The organism is Candidatus Babeliales bacterium (assembly GCA_035455925.1).
Lineage (GTDB): Bacteria > Babelota > Babeliae > Babelales > Vermiphilaceae > SOIL31.
Window position 1 is genome coordinate 64,964 of sequence record DATIEE010000029.1, and the last position, 18,016, is coordinate 82,979.

Sequence of the window (18,016 nt, forward strand, 5' to 3'; positions counted from 1 at the left end):
CTTCACCAAAAAAAGGAACCTCATATGAAGAATGTGCACATATTGCCTTGTTTATTATTGATCAATTTCACGCTACACTGCATGGAAAAAGTAGAGCCTTGGAAAGAAATCAATCATGTTACAATAGAAGAATCTTTAAAAAATGACTGCGAAAAATATTTAATAAATCGTTTAGAGGAATATAAAACGACACACTTCACGCCAGCAGATATGGATAACATGCAAAAAACATGTCATCTTATAACGGGAATGAAAAATGAGATATCAACCATCAGACCGCTCCTAAATAATAGTGTACGAGATGGAAATTGGAAAAAATTTTTGCATATTACAGTACAAAAGAAAGATGAAGACATAGTGACATGGCTTTTGAATAATGAATGCTATACCATTAAGTCTGATTTGAATTACAAATATCCTCTTGATTTATGCATTAATCAGTTATTACCAAGCGTACACAATGCCCGCCTCAGTGCTGCATATAGAATATTTAACCTCTTAACAATACCTGCTTACCTCAATAAATTTAGTTCTGTTGATAAAAAAAAATTTTTACAAAGCACCTTATTATTACAATTTAAACATCTACAAGCTCTGTCTGATTTTAGATTAGATGATAATGCCTTTAAACGCTTTCTAATAGGTAAAACAGATGATCAAAAGGATATTATATTAGCGGATAGTTATAGAGATATCTCTGATGAAAATGGAAATAACTTTACTCATATTCTTGTACAACATCATAAGTCTGATGAATTATATGAATTCATACAAAAAAAATATGTGTCTCCTGCAAAAAATAAAGATGACAAAACACCGGTTGATCTTGCATTAACGCTCTTTCAAAATTTTACTCAAAATCCATCATCAATCAATCCACCCTCAGATATATTCAATAAAGCTCGTTGCTGTTTGTTTATGCTCTTAAATTACGCAAAACTACAAAATAAAGTTACCAATTTTGAACAATGCTGCACAGTACACACTATTACATAGATAATATTTTATCTCATATATTTTAAAAAAAGGTTTTTTTATGAAACATACACTATCATTATTAACGATACTTATTTTATCCATATTGTCCCATCCTGCCACCGGCATGCTTTTTGAAAGACCATTACCATTAGGTAATATAGAAAAACAGATTTTTTTGCGTGAAGTTAGTCGTATCAGTAAAAAGTCTGCTTTGCACGCAATCAAAACAACACCCAACCCAACACCAATTACCGATGGAGTGCGACTCGGTTATAGAAGTTATCCATGCTTTACTATTACTTCACAATTTCGTACCACCCAAACGAATGATCAGCTGGCGCGACTAGTGATTGCAACAATTACTCAAAAGGATCAAAAACGTCCTTATATGCCAAAAGCAATAGAAAATTTAGATCAGTTTGGCTATTGTGTTATAGGTGCAAATAATTATTTAGATAACTATACCCAATATTGGCATGAAACGGATGATGAAGGACCTTACATAAAATTAATATCTATGTTTACCGATAAACAAAGTTTGCTAACTGCATTAGATGAATACAAATAAAGATTTGCCTACTTTCAACAAATTCCATGTTTTTATAGCATGGAATTTTCTTTGAATTTACATGTAAGTGGCAACAAATCTAAAATTATGATTTATTTATTGTTTTTAAGATAAGAAACTTCAGTAGGTGTCAAATAACGCCATTCGCCGGTCTTTAGGTGCCCTTTAACTAATCCTGCATATCCTGCACGATCAAGTTTTTCAACTCCGTATCCCAAATGCTCAAAAAGACGTCGAACAATGCGATATTTGCCACTATGTAACGCAACAATAACATTTTGTTTTGGTCTATCAGAAAAAAAAGATGCCTGATCAACCTTAATAAAGCCATCTTCCAGCTCAACACCATTAAGTATCTTTTTCATATCGTTACGGGTAAAAGCTTTATCTAATAAAAGATGGTATATTTTTTCAACCTCAAATCGAGGATGTGATAATTGAAGAGCAAGCTCTCCATCATTAGTTAGCACTAACAATCCAGTTGTGTTACGGTCAAGACGTCCAACAGGATAAATTCGTTGCTTTATTGTATCAGCTATCAAATCAATAACACCATGACGACCCAAATCGTCAGCAACTGTTGTTATGCAATTTTTGGGTTTATTAAGTAAAATATAAACTTTAGGTTCTAAGCGAACTATATTGTTATTTATTTTTACACAATCGTTAACATTTATTTTAAATCCAGGCTTATTTATAGTAGCACCATTAACAGTAATCACCCCTGATTTAATGATATCTACTACTTTACGCCGAGAAGCAACTCCTGCTTGAGCAAGATATTTACTTAAGGAATCAACTTGATTTTTTTGTATATTCATACAATTAAGTATATCACATTAATTATTATAAGATAATATTATTATGATAAAATTAAATTTATATTAGAATATTTTCTACACGTAACAGTCAAACCCACAGAATAGCCAAATCCCTTCTTGGTACTTAAAATTTTTTACCACAGGTGTAAGTAAACGTATTAGTTAAAGCGTGTTAATCAAGAAAAACAATATAATTAAGAGCAATGGATTCGTAGTTGGTGTGCTGAATTATCTAACTGTTCTTGCTCTGAATCATTTAGTGGTAGTGGCAATACTTTTTCTATACCATTTTCCCCGAGAACAGCAGGCAAACTTAGGCATACTTTATATTTTTCACTATATACAGAAAGTGGCATAACTAATTGCTGATTAAAAACAATAGCTTCACACATTATTGCCACACAGGTAGCAATGCCAAAATAAGTTGCGCCTTTACAGGAGATAATCTCATATGCGATATTTTTCACCTTTTGTTCAATAAAAGAAAAATTTTGTGTATCTATATCAGGAAACATGTTGATGGGTATTCCAGAAATAGTTGCTGATGACCATGCAACAAATTGTGAATCTCCATGCTCTCCCAGAACGTATGCATTAATTGATTCTTTAGAAACATGAGCTTTTTCAGAAATAATGCCGCGCAATCGTAACGTATCAAGAAATGTTCCCGTTCCAAATAGTTGATTTTTTGGCAATCCAGAAATTGTTTGTGCGTAATAGGTGAGTATATCAAGGGGATTTGTCACAATAATAATAATAGCCTGAGAATTAATCGGTTTAATTGCATTAAAAATTAAATCAATTATGGGTTTATTTGCTGTTAATAATTCCATGCGTGTTTGACTAGGTTTTTGAGGTTTTCCAGCAGCTATAATAATAATATCTGCTTGCGCGGCATCTTGAGCGTTTCCTCTGCGAATGTACGATGTACCATTAAACGACAATGCATCAGATAAATCAAGAACTTCTCCATGACAACGATTGGTATCAATGTCTACTAAGATAATTTCAGCAGTTATTTTTTTCAGCAATAGTGCATAAGCAGTTGTCGATCCGACAAAGCCAGCACCAATTATCGCTATTTTTGAATGTTTCATTATTCTTTCCTCATGTAGTTTATTCACTTTTATTACGTATGACGAGAATCTCTTATTCTGCCAAAGTGATCTATTTCTAAATCACACTCACATTATAGTACTAATTTTTCGTAGCATAATAGAAATGATAGAAGATGACCATAAGGTATTAACGGTCACTTGTTTTGTTTAATGTAAAAATTATATCTTACTTTGTAGGGGCGCTTAATCTCAGAAATATTGAAATTGAGGTGATCATGAATCGTGCAAAAAAAATATGCTCTGCTCTTTTACTCATTAGCGTTATTATAAATTATTCTAAAGATGTAACTTCATACAATTACGTAGAGCGTCGCAACCACTATACACGCGAGAAAAAAAAACGATTAGCACAAAGCACTCTACACAACAATGATTCATGGATTGCTAATCATCGTATAACGCATATATTTGGTGATTTTATCAACGATGCCATTAAAATTAATGTGGGAATTTTCGCATGGGATTCCTTTAAAATTTTTGTCACTGCAGCTCCGTTTTTTGTTGGTGCACGAATCATTGATGAAAAACTTCATAACTGCTTTTTCGATCATAAAAATAAAAGGAACAGAAATGAGCCTGCACAATGGTGCAAAGAAATTGCACGCCTCAGCATTGGTATTCCCATTGCTTTACTGGGTACGCAAGCTTTTCTCAGTCGCAATAAAGATATGCAAATGACTGGGCAGGTTTTTTTAACTGGTATGCCTTTTGTATTATTAGCAAAAGATCTCATTAAAAAATTGGATTTTGATTTGTGTAAAAGGCCATTTCATGAAAAATTTGCAAAAGATCAACGTAAATTTGGAGGATTTCCCTCAGGACATTTGGCAGAAGCAACGTATACAGCTGTGCTATACGGTATGCGCTATGGACCAAACTTTGCAGTACCTCTTGGCAGTATAGCAGCTTTCGTAACTATTATATTTTTATCAAGCAATCGACACTATCTCTCTCAAATGGTTGCCGGAGCTGCATTTGGTGCAATGTATGCAGTATCTGCAAACAAACTTATTGATTCTAAATTGGCAAAAAAAACTCACCTTGAACTTGGATTTGCAACCGATACATTCAATAATCCTGCAATAAAATTATCTATGAAATTTTAATTAATGATAATAGCTTGATATTCAACGATAGCATGAATGGTACGTATAATGTTTTCATTAGATCCAATATACGATTGATTGTTTTTACTCTTTTCTATTTATAATATGTTTTGTTTTTTTGAAATATTCTTCTAAACTTAAATTTACACTAGAAACAGGAAATTTTATTTTGCACACATATCAGAAAATTATCACTTTACTACAAGACGGAAAAAATTCTCTATGCATAAACTCATTTTTTACACAGCTAGCAGTATCATTTTTTATTCAATTATAACATTTAGCATGGATAAGCAAATTATTCTTTATAACTTTATGTCACTACCCGATGAGTTACATAAAACAATTGAAAATAATTATTGTGATCTGCAATCATTAAGTTGCCTTAAACGAACAGCTAAATGTTGGAATAAACGAATTAAACTCAATAAAATATTAAAAAATGTTTTATCTTTTTCTTATTTAAATCTTAAGCATAATCCTAATATCGTGGAGCAATCATTATTTTATTATGCTGACCCAAAGAATACAACTTTAGAAACAGACGATTTAATCGGTAAGTTGTGGTTGCATCATACAGAAGAGATGAAAAAACTAGTTTGTAAGACAAGAGATATAAAATCAGAAGAATTAGTTTTAAAGGATGTTAAAAAAGTTTATTCGGGATGTCTTTTGACAAAAAAAGAAGAATCTTTGTTGACAATGAAAAAACAGGAAAAAATGTTTCCCCAATTATTAAAATTTATTACAGATAAAAATGTTTCTATGGTAAAGACAGCATTAGCAAAGAATGAGCAATTTGTTGAAATTATAGGCAGTAATCATTCATGGATGGGAGCTGGCACATTACTTGAACAATTATGTCAGCTAGGTGACTGTGATGTGATATATAATTTTTTATCTATTAAAGAACGTGGTATTGATTCTCGACGTATGGGTCAATATTCAGCTCTTGAATATTCATGCAAAAATAAAAATATTGTCCTTGTAGAATTTTTATTAGATAAAGGAGCTACTATTACTGATGAGGCATTTATGATTGTGTGTAAAAATGAATGGTATGAAGGAATAAATTTATTGTTATCTGCTGGATTCAATAGTAAGAATTTAAACTTGAATAGTATTTTTAAGCGTTCTTCATTAGGAGTAATACAACATCTAATTGCCAAATGCAATATAATTTTTGATGATCAAAGTTATATATTTTTATTTTGTGCATGTAATAATACAAAACATGGAATTGATATTGTTAATTTTTTTGTTACTGAAAAAGGTTTTAGTCCAGATATTATCTGTGATCAAAAGACATTGTTAGAGCAAGCATGTTTGTCTAAAAATGTAAAGGTTATTACTTTTTTAGCAGAACGTGTTAAACCTGAAGTGTGTAAATTTGCTCTGAACAATATATTGGAGAAGGCTTGTAGATATACTTATGATGAATGGCCGAAAATTATTGATAGTATAAAAAATTTATCACCGTATATTAAGGATATTCCTATGGAAAAATTAACCTTTATGATGGGTGGAGGTTATGATTGTTATTTTTATAATAACAAATTATTACAATTTTTACTTGAAAATCAACGTAAGTTATGTGATGATACGGGTTTGTTTGAACATATAAACAATGATGAGAGATATGAAAACTTAATAAAAAAATATAAACCCTTTTATGCCAATGCATATTATATGTTAAAAAAAAGTATACTAAATCCAGGTATGATTTTACTTTTCATTCTAGCTTTGCCTGTCGCTGTTTATAGAATTTGTACATAGATGTTGTTTAATAATGGGTCCTAAGGTTGGATGTTGAAGTGCGAGGTCAATATTTGCTTGTAGCCATCCCAGAGGATTGCCTACATCATAACGTGCAGTTTTAATTACATAAGCAATTACACGTTCACCATTATGCATCATATGAGTAATCCCATCAGTAAGTTGAATTTCATTCTGCGCTCCTGGCTGTATAGATTCTAGTGATGTAAAAATACGAGGTGAAAGAATATACCGACCAATGAGAGCATAATTCGATGGTGCGCAATCGATTGTAGGTTTTTCTACTAAGTCTGCAACTTCAAAAACATTATTATCTAATTGATTTTTTATGGCAATTATACCATAGGATGAAACTTGTTCACGCGGAACTTCTTGAATGCCAATAACAGATGCATTGTATTGTTGTGCAATGATAATAAGTTGTGCAAGAGCAGGATCATTACCAACCATAATTTCATCAGGCAATAAAACACCAAAATATTCATTTCCAATCTTATTTTTTGCCATTAACACCGCATGTCCAAGGCCAAGAGGTTGGGGCTGTGGTACAAAAGTAAAATGTGAAGCATCAATAATAGCATTGAGTTCATTGAGAAGTGCTGATTTTCCCGTTTTTAGTAATTGATCTTGCAAAACTTCATTGTGAGAAAAATGATTCCTAATAGCTTGTTTATCCTCATTAGCAATAATAGTAAAATCCGTAATATTTGATTGCAATCCTTCTTCAATAATTAATTGAATCGATGGCTTTTCAATTATCGGCAACATTTCTTTTGGCACAGCTTTTGTATAAGGTAAAAAACGTGTCCCAAGACCAGCTGCAGGAATAACTGCTTTATTTATTTTCATAAGGCTTATATATATTTACGAAAATTGATTAAGAAATTTTATTTTACTGGAATGAAACAAACGAATGTCATTGATGCCATATTTAATCATAGCAATACGCTCAATGCCCATCCCAAAAGCAAACCCAGAATATATTGTCGGATCAATATCGCCAGCCTTTAATACATTAGGGTGAACCATGCCTGTCCCTAACAATTCAATCCAACGAGTATGTTTACAAACAGAACATCCTGTTGCACAAAAAGGGCATGAAGCATCAATTTCAAGACCGGGCTCAACAAAAGGAAAAAAACCAGGACGTACACGAATTTCTAATCTTTCATTATTAAATATTTTACGTAAAAAAGTATGTGCCGTTGCTAACAAATTACTCATTGATATATTTTTATCGACAAGTAATACCTCTGCTTGAGTAAAGAGAAAGTCATGAGTTTGATCGGTTGCTTCTTTTCTGTATACCCGTCCTGGTGAAAATACTGCAATAGGAGGTTGAGAGTTTTTCATTACGCGAGCTTGAATATTTGAACATTGCGTTCTCAATAACATTCCCTCTTTTTCTAAGAAAAATGAATCTTGTGCATCACGAGCAGGATGATTTTCAGGAATATTGAGTGATGTAAAATTATAATATTCATTTTCAATCTCTGGCCCATCGGCAATATCATATCCCATAGATATAAAAATATCTTCTAAATCAGTAATAATTTGCGTGTAAATATGAGAAGTGCCTTTAAGTTCACTATATTTGTAGGCAGAAACATCAAATTCTTGTTCAATTGATTCCTTTTGTATACATTGTCTATTTTTAAGCTCTAGTGCATGAGCATTAAGACGTTCTTGAGTTTCTATCTTAAGTTGATTAAGCAATATTCCCACCGATTTTTTTTCTTCAAGAGCTACCTGTTTTAATTGTTCCATAAGAGAGGCAATTTTGCCTTTACGACCTAAAAATGTAATACGAATTCCTTCTAAAAAATTTTCATCTATGGCAACTGCAAGGGCAGCAATAAGTTCTTGTTTAATAGTCTCAATTTTTTGTGAAATATCTTTCATACATATTCCGGTGACATTAATAGTAATTATCATTATACTCACTTTAAGGTAGCAAATAATGTATACATTGGCAATGTGAGCAAAAGTAAAAAAAAACATTTGGAAAAATATGCTTTCTTATTGACAAAATAATATAAACTAGTAACATACAGTATATATTGATCTTTTTATCTTATTGCCGGGGTAGCTCAGTGGTAGAGCGGAAGCCTGAAGAGCTTCGCGTCGTTGGTTCAATTCCGACTCCCGGCACCATTATTTTATTAAAAGTTTTTTTTATAAAATCTTAAAAAATTCTAGTCATATTCATTCGTATTAAATAAAACACAGTAGTGTTATTTTTTTTACAATCCTTCTTATTATTGCTATTTTTTTTTCCATAATGTTAGATTCTTGTATTATTATTATTTTTGGTAAAAACTATTTTTAATTAAAAAGGAAGATGCTATGAAAAAATTTTTTTTTGTTATTCTCTTCATGTCAATACCATTTTTACATACAATGGGTAAAAAAGAGAGACCTCTTATCCGTAGCAAAAGGATTTATGGTGATCATGTTCCGTTCCCTAATTCATATCCTATTGTAAATGATACAAGAATCATTAGAGTAAAAACTCAATCAGCATTAGAAACAAAAGAGCCAGTAGAAAAATATATTTCACCTAAAGCCGAAAACAATCAGAAAAAATAAAGATATTGTGACAACTATTTTTATTTCTTGATATTTGTACTAAAGTAGTAAAAATAACAAATTATGTGCTGATGATAGTTAAGAGGGGTATATGAAGCAGGTCCAATTGGATAAACAAACTATTGCATGGTTTAAAATTGCTGAATGTGTTTCTCGCGGTGAAAAAGAACGTGCATTGGGCGTTTATCGTCTTCTTTCACACTCATTTAATGACAATGCTATTGCACGACAACTTGAAGCTGATATTTATCTTTCTTTTCAGGAAAAAGAACAAGCTGTTTCGTTGTATCAGCAAGCGATGGAATCATATCATAAATCAAATCGTTTTTTAGAAGCAGCAGCTGTTGGTGAACACCTCATTATTATGTGTCCTATTAATGATACGTTGCGTCGAGAACTTGTTCGGTTGTATATATTATTAGGAATGATACCTAATGCACGTATGCATATTTCTGCCTCAATTGATTCTTTAGCTCACAAGCAACAATGGTATGAAATTAAGCATATGATTGGAGAAAGTGCACATTTTTCTGATTTGAATGGAAGGACAGCACTCTATAGCGATATTCTTATTATTGCATATAAACGTGGATGTTCTGAGGATATCCTATTGCAAAGTATTCATCAAGCCATTGATGATCTTATTTTCGCTAATGATGAACAATATATACAAAGATTATTATTATCATTACAAACTCATTCAGATGAGTTATATGAGCATGCCCTAAGCTATGTAATGAAGTAACTATAATGCACACTTTATTGTAATATCATGCTTTTCTAATAATTGTGCGTTTTCAAAATTGAGAAGAAATTTTTCTTTTACTGTTAAGCGCAATTTTTTTTGATTTTCATGAAATATGATATGTAGTTGTGTTGTGCCTTTTGTTAATAATTTTTTAGTTGTAGTTATAGTTGTTTCGGTTACACAATCAGGCAATGTGAGTGTTATATGTTCAATAGATGGCCATTCATGCAACACTAATTCAACTGGAACTATGTCCTGAGCTTTTATTTTATATGCAGCACCCTCAACAACGTCAACTATACCTTTAATAATAAATACATGATGAGAATCAAGCCATTTTTCAGTACGAGCAAATGTTTTAGGAAATGCGATAACTTCCATAGCACCTGACATGTCTTCAAATTGCAAGAAGGACATGCGATCACCTTTTTTAGTGATAATATCTTTACGCGTTTTAAGTAATCCGCATCCAATTGTTGAATATTCCTTAGCTGCTGCTTTTGCTTTTTGGGCAGCAGTTTCAAACTCTTCGATAGTAAACCATGTCAATTGTTTTCTGTATGTTTCAAGCGGGTGTGAACTAATATAAAAACCAATTACTTCACGTTCTTTTTCTAACTTATCTCGATCTGGCCATTCCGGTTGAATTGCAAAAGAATAATGTTCATCATTAGTAACGTCTTTTTTGCTCACTGAAAATAAATCCATTTGTCCGGTGATAGCATTTTTTTTGTATGCAGTCGCAAGATCAATTATATGTTCAATTTCATGAAATTGTTGTGCACGATTACCGTGCAATGTATCAAACGCTCCCGCACAAATAAGACTTTCAATTACTCGTTTATTTGCAGTTCTTAGGTCTACTCGCTTACAAAAATCAAATAGATCTTTAAAAGGACCTTTTTTTGTTCGTTCCTCAGTAATATTTTCTAATGCTGCAAGACCTACATTTTTTATACCTTGTAATCCAAATAAAATATTGCCGTCAATTACAGAAAAATCGATATTTGATTGATTAATATTTGGTGGAAGCAACGTGATACCAAGATCTTTTGCTTCTTGCAAATAGAATGACATTTTTTCTGGATGTGCTGCTTCAAGAGAAATAAGACATGCTAAAAATTCAGGCAAATAATTTGCCTTAAGATATGCTGTTTGATAAGCAATAAGTGCATAGGCAGCAGAATGGGATTTATTGAAACCATAACCAGCAAAATACGCAAGTAAATCAAAAAGCTCTTGTGCTTTTTTGCCATCAAAGCCTCTTACAATTGCTTTTTCAACAAATATGGCACCTTGTTCTGCCATAACCTCTACCTTTTTCTTACCCATTGCACGACGTAAAATATCAGCTTCTCCCAGAGAATAGCCACCAATAGCTGAAGCTATTTTTATTACCTGCTCTTGATATACAACAACACCAAATGTTTCTGCTAAAATTGCTTCCAATTCAGGAAAAAGATATTTAATTGCCTGACGTCCATGTCTTCGCTCAATAAAATCATCAACCATTCCTGAACCCAGCGGTCCTGGTCGATATAATGCGTTTACCGCAATGATATCTTCAAATTTATCTGGTTTTAGCTTACGCAACACTTCTTTAAGACCACTTGATTCTAACTGAAATACTCCTGATGTTTTACCCTCACAAATAAGCTCAAAGGTCAGCTTATCCTCAAGAGAAAGTTTATTCATATCAAGAGATATTCCATGATTTTTTTTGATTAACTGAAGCACACGATCAATGAGCGTAAGGTTTTTTAGCCCTAAAAAGTCTATTTTTAAAAACCCTATACTTTCAAGTTCCGTCATAGCATATTGAGTAACTAATTCATTACTTTTTGATGGGATATAGACAGGCAAAACTTCATCAATTGGCTCAGGAGAGATCACAATCCCCGCAGCATGTTTTGATGCATGGCGGGTAAGTCCTTCTAACTTGAATGCAATATCAAAAATATATTTTGTACGAGGATTATTATCTATCAATTCTTTAAGCCGTGGTTCTTGCTCAATAGCATCAGCAAGCGTTATCTTAAGTTGATCGGGAATAAGATTTGTCATTGCATTTGAGTCTTCAAAAGAAAAGCCCAGCACACGAGCAACATCTTTTATAACTCCTTTTGCCATCATGGTACCAAAAGTTATAATATTGCATACTTTGTCATGTCCATATTTATCACGCACATAATTAATTACTTTGTCACGACCTTCAACACAAAAATCAATATCAATATCAGGCATACTAACACGCTCAGGATTAAGAAAACGCTCAAATAGAAGATTATATTTTAAGGGATCAATATTAGTAATTTGCAAAGCCCATGCAGCAAGCGATCCTGCAGCAGAACCCCTTCCAGGCCCCACAGGTATATTCGTGCGATAAGCCCATTGAATAAAATCACTGACAACTAAAAAATAACCAACAAAACCCATGTCGGTGATAAGTTTAATTTCAAGTTCTAATCGAGAGTTATATACTTCCTCTTGACTATGATCAATGAGATTCTCATTTTTTAATCGCTGTAATCCCGTTCGACACAAATGAGCAAAATATGTTTCTTGTGTATAATTTTCAGGAATAACAAATTGAGGAAAAAAAAGCTTATCAGTTTCAAAATCAAAATTGCACATATCAGCAATCATTCCCGCATTCCAGACTGCATCAGTATGGTTTTTAAACTCTTCAAGCATTTGCTCTGTTGTTCTCATGTAAGCACGACATTCGCCAAAACTGAACCGATTAGGGCTATCTAATTTTGATTGTGTTTGAATAGACAGCATAATTTCATGTGCTTCATGATCATCAAGTGAAACATAGTGACAATCGCCCGCAGCAACACATTTAATGTTCTTTTCTTGCGCTAAGGTAAATAGTTTTTGATTTAACGTTGCTTGGACTTCTTGATCTTCAGGTTGAACCTCTAAAAAAAACCGATCTCTACCAAATACTCTTAAAAACCAATTAACACGCTCTTCAACTTCTTTTATATTGTTAGCCATTAATAATTTGGGAATATGCCCGCCAAGACAAGCAGTTGTTACAATAAGACCCTCAGAATGTTTTTCAAGCATGGCGTAATCGATACGAGGTTTAAAATAAAAACCCTCTTGATATGAATATGATATAAGTTTGCAAAGGTTTTTATATCCAGTAGCATTTTGTACAAGAATGATAAGATGATAGTACTTATTATCAGCATTTTTTACTTTAACATCTTCAGTAAAATAAGCTTCCATTCCTAGAATTGGTTTAATTCCAGCTTTTTTACACTTTTGAAAAAATTTAACTGCAGCAAAAATATTACCATGATCAGTAATAGCAAGTGCTTTATAATTATTTTTTTTACCAAATTCTATTAGTTTATCTAATGAAATAGCGCCATCAAGAAGCGAATATTCAGTATGAAGATGTAAATGGGTAAAATGCTGCAACATAAGGTATTTGTGCTTTCATAATTGTGCAAACTCTATTCATATACTGCTATAAGAATAAATTATATTTGCGAAAATGTTGAGCAGATTGTAATCTATTATAAGGAAAGAAAAGGGTCTTTATTGCAAATATCCCCTTCCTTTCCTTAAATCAATATAATTTAGATATTATTCTTATAATTTGTCGATTTTTTTTTGCTCTTTTACTCGAGATTCTATCACTTTTACCAAAACATTTGAACGATAGTCTGGATCCCAACTATCTCTTTTCCAATCTTCTCTAAGCTGCTTTTTGCAATTGTCCAAATCTTTTTTTAATGCTGATATTTCAAAGCTAACATTTACTTCAGGCAATCCTTCTTCCAAATTGACTTTTGATGTTTGTGGTAATTTATCAACAGGTAATCTTTTAAACAGATCATTTTGATATATTTTCTCAGAAATATGCATCGCTTGAATTGGCCTAGCCAGTAAAAAAATTATAGCAAAAAAAACAATACTGCATTTCATTTGAATTATATTATTACTGCACATAAAAAAACCCTTTCAACTATAATAAATACACTTATAAATAACACTTTTACTATAAATTATTTCTATCTGAAGTCAATGTCGCCGATAGAAACTATGGTATCATTTGTCGCTAATAAATTAATTTTAAGTTTTTTCGATCCTTCATCTAGGTAGTAGCTAAAAGATTTGACAGATATGCCCACCCCTAATTCATGTTCATATGTGTTTTTAGAGCTAAAAAGCTTATCCTTAAATATATTGTTTATATCAAAAATAAATAATATATTTTTTTCATTTATTGCCATCACAATACTAATTAAATCTGTTTCTATAAGACCTATATTTTTTATGGTTTTTATATTATAATCGTGATTAGTATCAAACATACTTAAAAGAAAGTTTTTTTTACACAATCTCAAATGTTGGCCGTATTTTAAAACAGCTTCTTCAAGATAATATTTATTTATACTTTCAATATTAATGGAGTATTTCAATATAGAACTGTAATGTTCTGACTTATAATTATCACCAGAAATAAATTGTTTATATTTTAATAAACATTTTATTCTTTCTTCGTTTATTCTGTTTAAATTGATATTTTCCAACTGATATTTTTTTATATTTATTTGGCTATGTATATGTTGTATTTTTATTATTAGATCTTGATATTCCTTCGTATCTTCGTTAATTTTCATTTTTAAATTTTTATGTAATTCATTAATAGCTTCATTAAATCTGAGTAAGTCCATCATACAGTTTATATTACTTATTTCCTGTTGTGCAAAATCTATTAATGATTCAACATATCGACATTCATTTAAAAATCGTAATTGATTTTTTTGAACTGTTTCAATTGTATTTATAAAATTAGTTACATGCGAAACATTGAGTGCTTGAGATGAAGCAATATTGGTTAATGCTATTTTCTTTTCTTGATCTAACGCATTAAAAAATTTTTCAAACAAGTGTATATTAGTATCATTTCTTAATGCATTATATATCAATAACAGACCGCCATTATTAATTTTTTTATAAGCGGTACTAATATCTATCATTTGCGTGGGATACAATGAACCATTCTGTTGTTTATAGAGATTTTTTAACGCAGGAATCTTTGCAAGAAACTCATACTCTATGGATAATTTTTGTTTATCATTCGTAATAATACAAATTTCATTTTTCTTAAATGTTTTTAAACTTGCACTGTGTTTATTAATTATACACGGTATCATCATCGCATTGAGTGGCACTAAAAAAAAAGAATTAAGAAAAAAAGTAACATATTTTGTTAAATTACTATTGTTGTTACAATTCATGAAAATCTTTCAATAAAATTTTATAGTATACCTAAAACGTTTATAGTATAAATGAATTCTATTTGAAGACAATATTTTTATGAAAAATTGATAGAGCAAAAGAACTTACTGAAAGACATTAAATGTTTAATAACCTAATGATTACTAAACAATATTTTGTATTTGTTCACGCATTTTTTCAATTTCAACTTTAACATTAATCGCGTGCGAACTTATTATTGAGTCAGAGCACTTTGCCGCAATGGTATTGATTTCACGTCCAAGTTCTTGAAGAGTGAAGTCTAATCGTTTACCTTTTTCAAGTTCTTCTTGATTAAGTGTTGTTTCTAAATGATTAAGATGACTTTTAAAGCGAGTAATTTCTTCATGGATATCTATTTTATCCAGCATAAAATAAAGATTATTTTTTTGTGCATTTACGATTAAATTTTCGTCAGCACCAATTTCCTGTAACATTATATGTATTTTTTTTTTATATTCTTCAACAAAAATATGTGCCCGTTCAACAATTGCATTAATTTCTTGCTTTATAATTACTATGCGGCTTTCTAAATCACAAGCCAGTGTAGCGCCCTCAATATATCGCTCATCAATAACTTTTTTTATAAGTTCAGTTATTGTGTTTAAAATAGAATCTGTTGACTGTTGATCAAGTGGCTGTTCTTCTTTTGAGAAAATATTAGGTAAACGTAGTATATGATCCAGTTTAATCTCAGCGGATAAATCATATTTTGTTATTATATTTTTCATAGAAGCCACATATCCATCAATAACTGTCATTGCAGGAGTAATAGAACTATCAAAAATATTTGGATTACTTATGTATGCAGTTACATAAATATGTCCACGACGTAACATTTCTTTACATTGCTTAATGATGATTGTTTCAAATTGAGATAATCCAAGCGGCAATTTTATTGTATTTTCAAAAAAACGAGAATTGAGTGATTTTACATTCATTGAAACGCTTGATCGTTCTCCTGATGGTGTAGTTATAACAAATGTTTTTGATGCAAATCCTGTCATGCTGCAAATCGTATATTTTTTCATCAGGATATATCCTTTTTATTGTAATGAACTTAACCAAGATTGGTGTATACGTTTTTTACATCCTCATGGTCTTGCACGGTAGATAAAAACTCAAGAACTTTGGTTGATTTATTTTCAGGAAGTTCTATGATATTTTTTGCAACCCACTCAAGACCAGAATTTTCAATTCTTAAGCCCGCTTTTTCAATAGTTTCTTTTATTGATTCAAAAGATTTAATGTCACAATATATTGTATAATTGTTTCCATCAATTTGTATGTCCTTGATGTCATATTCGATAAGATGCTCCAGAAGTTCATCTTCAGTTATTTTTCCGGTTGCATTAACTACGCCTAGTTTTTCAAACATCCAGCTTACCGCTCCTGCTTCTCCTAATGTGCCACCATTTTCTGAAAATAAACGACGAAACTCTGCAATAGTGCGATTTTTATTATCAGTAATAGCATCAACCATAACAGCAATTCCGTTAGGAGCATAACCCTCGTAAGTATATTCTTCATACTGTACGCCAGGAAGTTCACCAGTCCCTTTTTTAATTGCACGCAGTGCATTTTCAATAGGCATATTAGCTTCTTTGCCTTTTTCAATAAGTAGCCGCAAACGAGGATTCATATCAGGATTGCCGCCACCTTCACGAGCTGCAATTGTAATTTCTTTGATGATTTTGGTAAAAACTTTAGCTTTTTTTCCGTCTTCTTTAGCTTTTTTATGCTTAATATTAGCCCATTTACTATGACCTGCCATGACTTTTGTATCTCCGCAATTGGTAAGAACATTATTATATGAATTATTGTATGTGTTAATTTTAACGCTAATTAGCGTATAAAACAAGAAAATCTCGGTTTTAAAATTGCGAAAATATGAGCTTATTTCTTTAATGAAATTGGTTAATTATTTCATAATACTTGCCACTCTTCAGTAATAAAAATAATTTATAGACATTCTTATAAGCATTCTAGTCTAAAATTTTTTTTATTAAAACTGTATCATGGAATTGATTGTTGCCCGAGAAATCGTTTAATTAATAAAGGCAATATTTTTGCTGGGATTTGTCTTCCACGTGAGGTGCGCTCAAGGTATCCCTTACGTAGCAAGTATGGTTCATACGCAAGCTCAATAGTATCAGCATCTTCACCAATCAAAGAAGCAAGTGTATCGAGTCCGACAGGGCCTCCATTAAAATTACAAACTAATTTTTGCAAAATCATATTATCAATGGCAGTAAGCCCATCATAATCAATTCCTAAAAATTGCAGTGATTCTATAATAAAGTTTTTATCGATATTTACTTTACGCACTTGAGCTAAATCACGAATACGACGAACTATTTTTTTTGCAATCCGCGGAGTTCCTCGTGAACACGCACCAATCATCAATGCAGCATCAAGAGGAATTGATAAATTAAGAAAATGAGCGCTTTGTATGACAATATCGCGTAATTCTTCATCAGTATAAAAATCAAGTCGTTCAAGAATACCAAATCGACTTCGTAATGGTGCTGAAATTATACCACTCTTAGTTGTTGCGCCAATAAGGGTAAAAGGATGAATAGGTAAACTGACTGATTTTGCACCAGCTCCTTGACCAATAACGACATCAACTCGATATTGTTCCATAGCGCTATATAACACTTCTTCAACGCTTGCTGGCATACGATGTATTTCATCAATAAAAAAAATATCACGAGATTGCAAACTGGATAACATCCCTACCAAGTCACCCGTTCGCTCTATCATTGGCCCACTGCATAATTTTATACTAACATTCATAATACGCGCCATAATCATCGAAAGTGTTGTTTTACCTAACCCTGGCGGACCAAATAATAATAAATGATCTAATGGCTCATTACGCATTTTTGCTGCTTGTGTATAAATAGATAACTTCTCCTTAAGTTCTTTCTGTCCAATATAATCATCAAATGATTGAGGAGAAAAATCATGCGCGCGTTCTTCAGGCGCTTGTCCCATATCAAGGACTAAAGGTGTTTTCATAGTAT

Annotated in this window: 16 protein-coding genes and 1 tRNA gene; 7 read left to right on the top strand and 10 right to left on the bottom strand. The window is 31.7% G+C overall.

From position 1 onward, the window contains the following. Positions 1-24 precede the first annotated feature (24 nt). Positions 25-996 (top strand): hypothetical protein, encoded by a 972-nt coding sequence (locus tag VLB80_04675; protein ID HSC25480.1) that lies wholly within the window; start codon positions 25-27, stop codon positions 994-996. A 40-nt stretch (positions 997-1,036) separates the two neighbouring features. After that, positions 1,037-1,546: a hypothetical protein gene (locus VLB80_04680; protein HSC25481.1), complete on the top strand. Its 510-nt coding sequence runs from the start codon at positions 1,037-1,039 to the stop codon at positions 1,544-1,546. Positions 1,547-1,638: 92 nt separating this feature from the next. On the opposite strand, the gene VLB80_04685 is transcribed toward VLB80_04680, so the two are convergent. Both VLB80_04685 and VLB80_04690 read right to left on the bottom strand, forming a co-directional pair. Beyond that, positions 1,639-2,367, bottom strand: a complete 729-nt coding sequence (locus tag VLB80_04685) for a pseudouridine synthase (protein ID HSC25482.1) — start codon at positions 2,365-2,367, stop codon at positions 1,639-1,641. A 194-nt stretch (positions 2,368-2,561) separates the two neighbouring features. Continuing rightward, on the bottom strand, positions 2,562-3,464 hold the full coding sequence (locus tag VLB80_04690; protein ID HSC25483.1) for an L-lactate dehydrogenase: 903 nt from the start codon (positions 3,462-3,464) through the stop codon (positions 2,562-2,564). Between the two features lie 236 nt (positions 3,465-3,700). Between VLB80_04690 and VLB80_04695 the strand changes: the two genes are divergently transcribed. Together VLB80_04695 and VLB80_04700 are read left to right on the top strand one after the other, a co-directional pair. Then, complete coding sequence (locus VLB80_04695; protein ID HSC25484.1) at positions 3,701-4,591, top strand: phosphatase PAP2 family protein; 891 nt, start codon at positions 3,701-3,703, stop codon at positions 4,589-4,591. Between the two features lie 222 nt (positions 4,592-4,813). Further along, positions 4,814-6,367, top strand: coding sequence for a hypothetical protein (locus tag VLB80_04700; protein ID HSC25485.1), 1,554 nt, complete (start codon positions 4,814-4,816; stop codon positions 6,365-6,367). Here the strand turns inward: VLB80_04700 and VLB80_04705 are convergent. Together VLB80_04705 and pheS are read right to left on the bottom strand one after the other, a co-directional pair. Then, positions 6,329-7,216: a UTP--glucose-1-phosphate uridylyltransferase gene (locus VLB80_04705; GenBank protein HSC25486.1), complete on the bottom strand. Its 888-nt coding sequence runs from the start codon at positions 7,214-7,216 to the stop codon at positions 6,329-6,331. The two genes, VLB80_04700 and VLB80_04705, sit on opposite strands and share 39 nt — an antisense overlap. A gap of 15 nt (positions 7,217-7,231) precedes the next feature. Beyond that, positions 7,232-8,302, bottom strand: coding sequence for a phenylalanine--tRNA ligase subunit alpha (pheS, locus tag VLB80_04710; protein HSC25487.1), 1,071 nt, complete (start codon positions 8,300-8,302; stop codon positions 7,232-7,234). Between the two features lie 144 nt (positions 8,303-8,446). Here pheS and VLB80_04715 point away from each other — a divergent pair. The 3 genes from VLB80_04715 (at position 8,447) to VLB80_04725 (ending at position 9,701) form a co-directional block, all read left to right on the top strand. Next, a tRNA-Phe gene (locus VLB80_04715) sits at positions 8,447-8,521 on the top strand. 192 nt (positions 8,522-8,713) lie between these two features. Next, on the top strand, positions 8,714-8,956 hold the full coding sequence (locus tag VLB80_04720; GenBank protein ID HSC25488.1) for a hypothetical protein: 243 nt from the start codon (positions 8,714-8,716) through the stop codon (positions 8,954-8,956). A gap of 91 nt (positions 8,957-9,047) precedes the next feature. Beyond that, entirely contained in the window at positions 9,048-9,701 is a 654-nt protein-coding gene (locus tag VLB80_04725; protein HSC25489.1) for a hypothetical protein, read from the top strand. On the opposite strand, the gene dnaE is transcribed toward VLB80_04725, so the two are convergent. The 6 genes from dnaE to ruvB all read right to left on the bottom strand — a co-directional run bounded on the left by dnaE (position 9,702) and on the right by ruvB (position 18,011). Then, positions 9,702-13,142 (bottom strand): DNA polymerase III subunit alpha, encoded by a 3,441-nt coding sequence (gene dnaE / locus VLB80_04730; protein ID HSC25490.1) that lies wholly within the window; start codon positions 13,140-13,142, stop codon positions 9,702-9,704. Positions 13,143-13,313: 171 nt separating this feature from the next. After that, complete coding sequence (locus VLB80_04735; protein HSC25491.1) at positions 13,314-13,673, bottom strand: hypothetical protein; 360 nt, start codon at positions 13,671-13,673, stop codon at positions 13,314-13,316. 62 nt (positions 13,674-13,735) lie between these two features. After that, positions 13,736-14,968 carry a hypothetical protein gene (locus tag VLB80_04740; GenBank protein HSC25492.1) on the bottom strand — a complete coding sequence of 411 codons (1,233 nt, stop codon included), beginning with the start codon at positions 14,966-14,968 and terminating at the stop codon, positions 13,736-13,738. A 144-nt stretch (positions 14,969-15,112) separates the two neighbouring features. Further along, on the bottom strand, positions 15,113-16,018 hold the full coding sequence (locus VLB80_04745) for a YicC/YloC family endoribonuclease (GenBank protein HSC25493.1): 906 nt from the start codon (positions 16,016-16,018) through the stop codon (positions 15,113-15,115). A gap of 29 nt (positions 16,019-16,047) precedes the next feature. Beyond that, positions 16,048-16,761 (bottom strand): YebC/PmpR family DNA-binding transcriptional regulator, encoded by a 714-nt coding sequence (locus VLB80_04750; protein ID HSC25494.1) that lies wholly within the window; start codon positions 16,759-16,761, stop codon positions 16,048-16,050. 242 nt (positions 16,762-17,003) lie between these two features. Then, positions 17,004-18,011: a Holliday junction branch migration DNA helicase RuvB gene (gene ruvB / locus VLB80_04755; GenBank protein HSC25495.1), complete on the bottom strand. Its 1,008-nt coding sequence runs from the start codon at positions 18,009-18,011 to the stop codon at positions 17,004-17,006. Between the last annotated feature and the right edge of the window lie 5 nt (positions 18,012-18,016).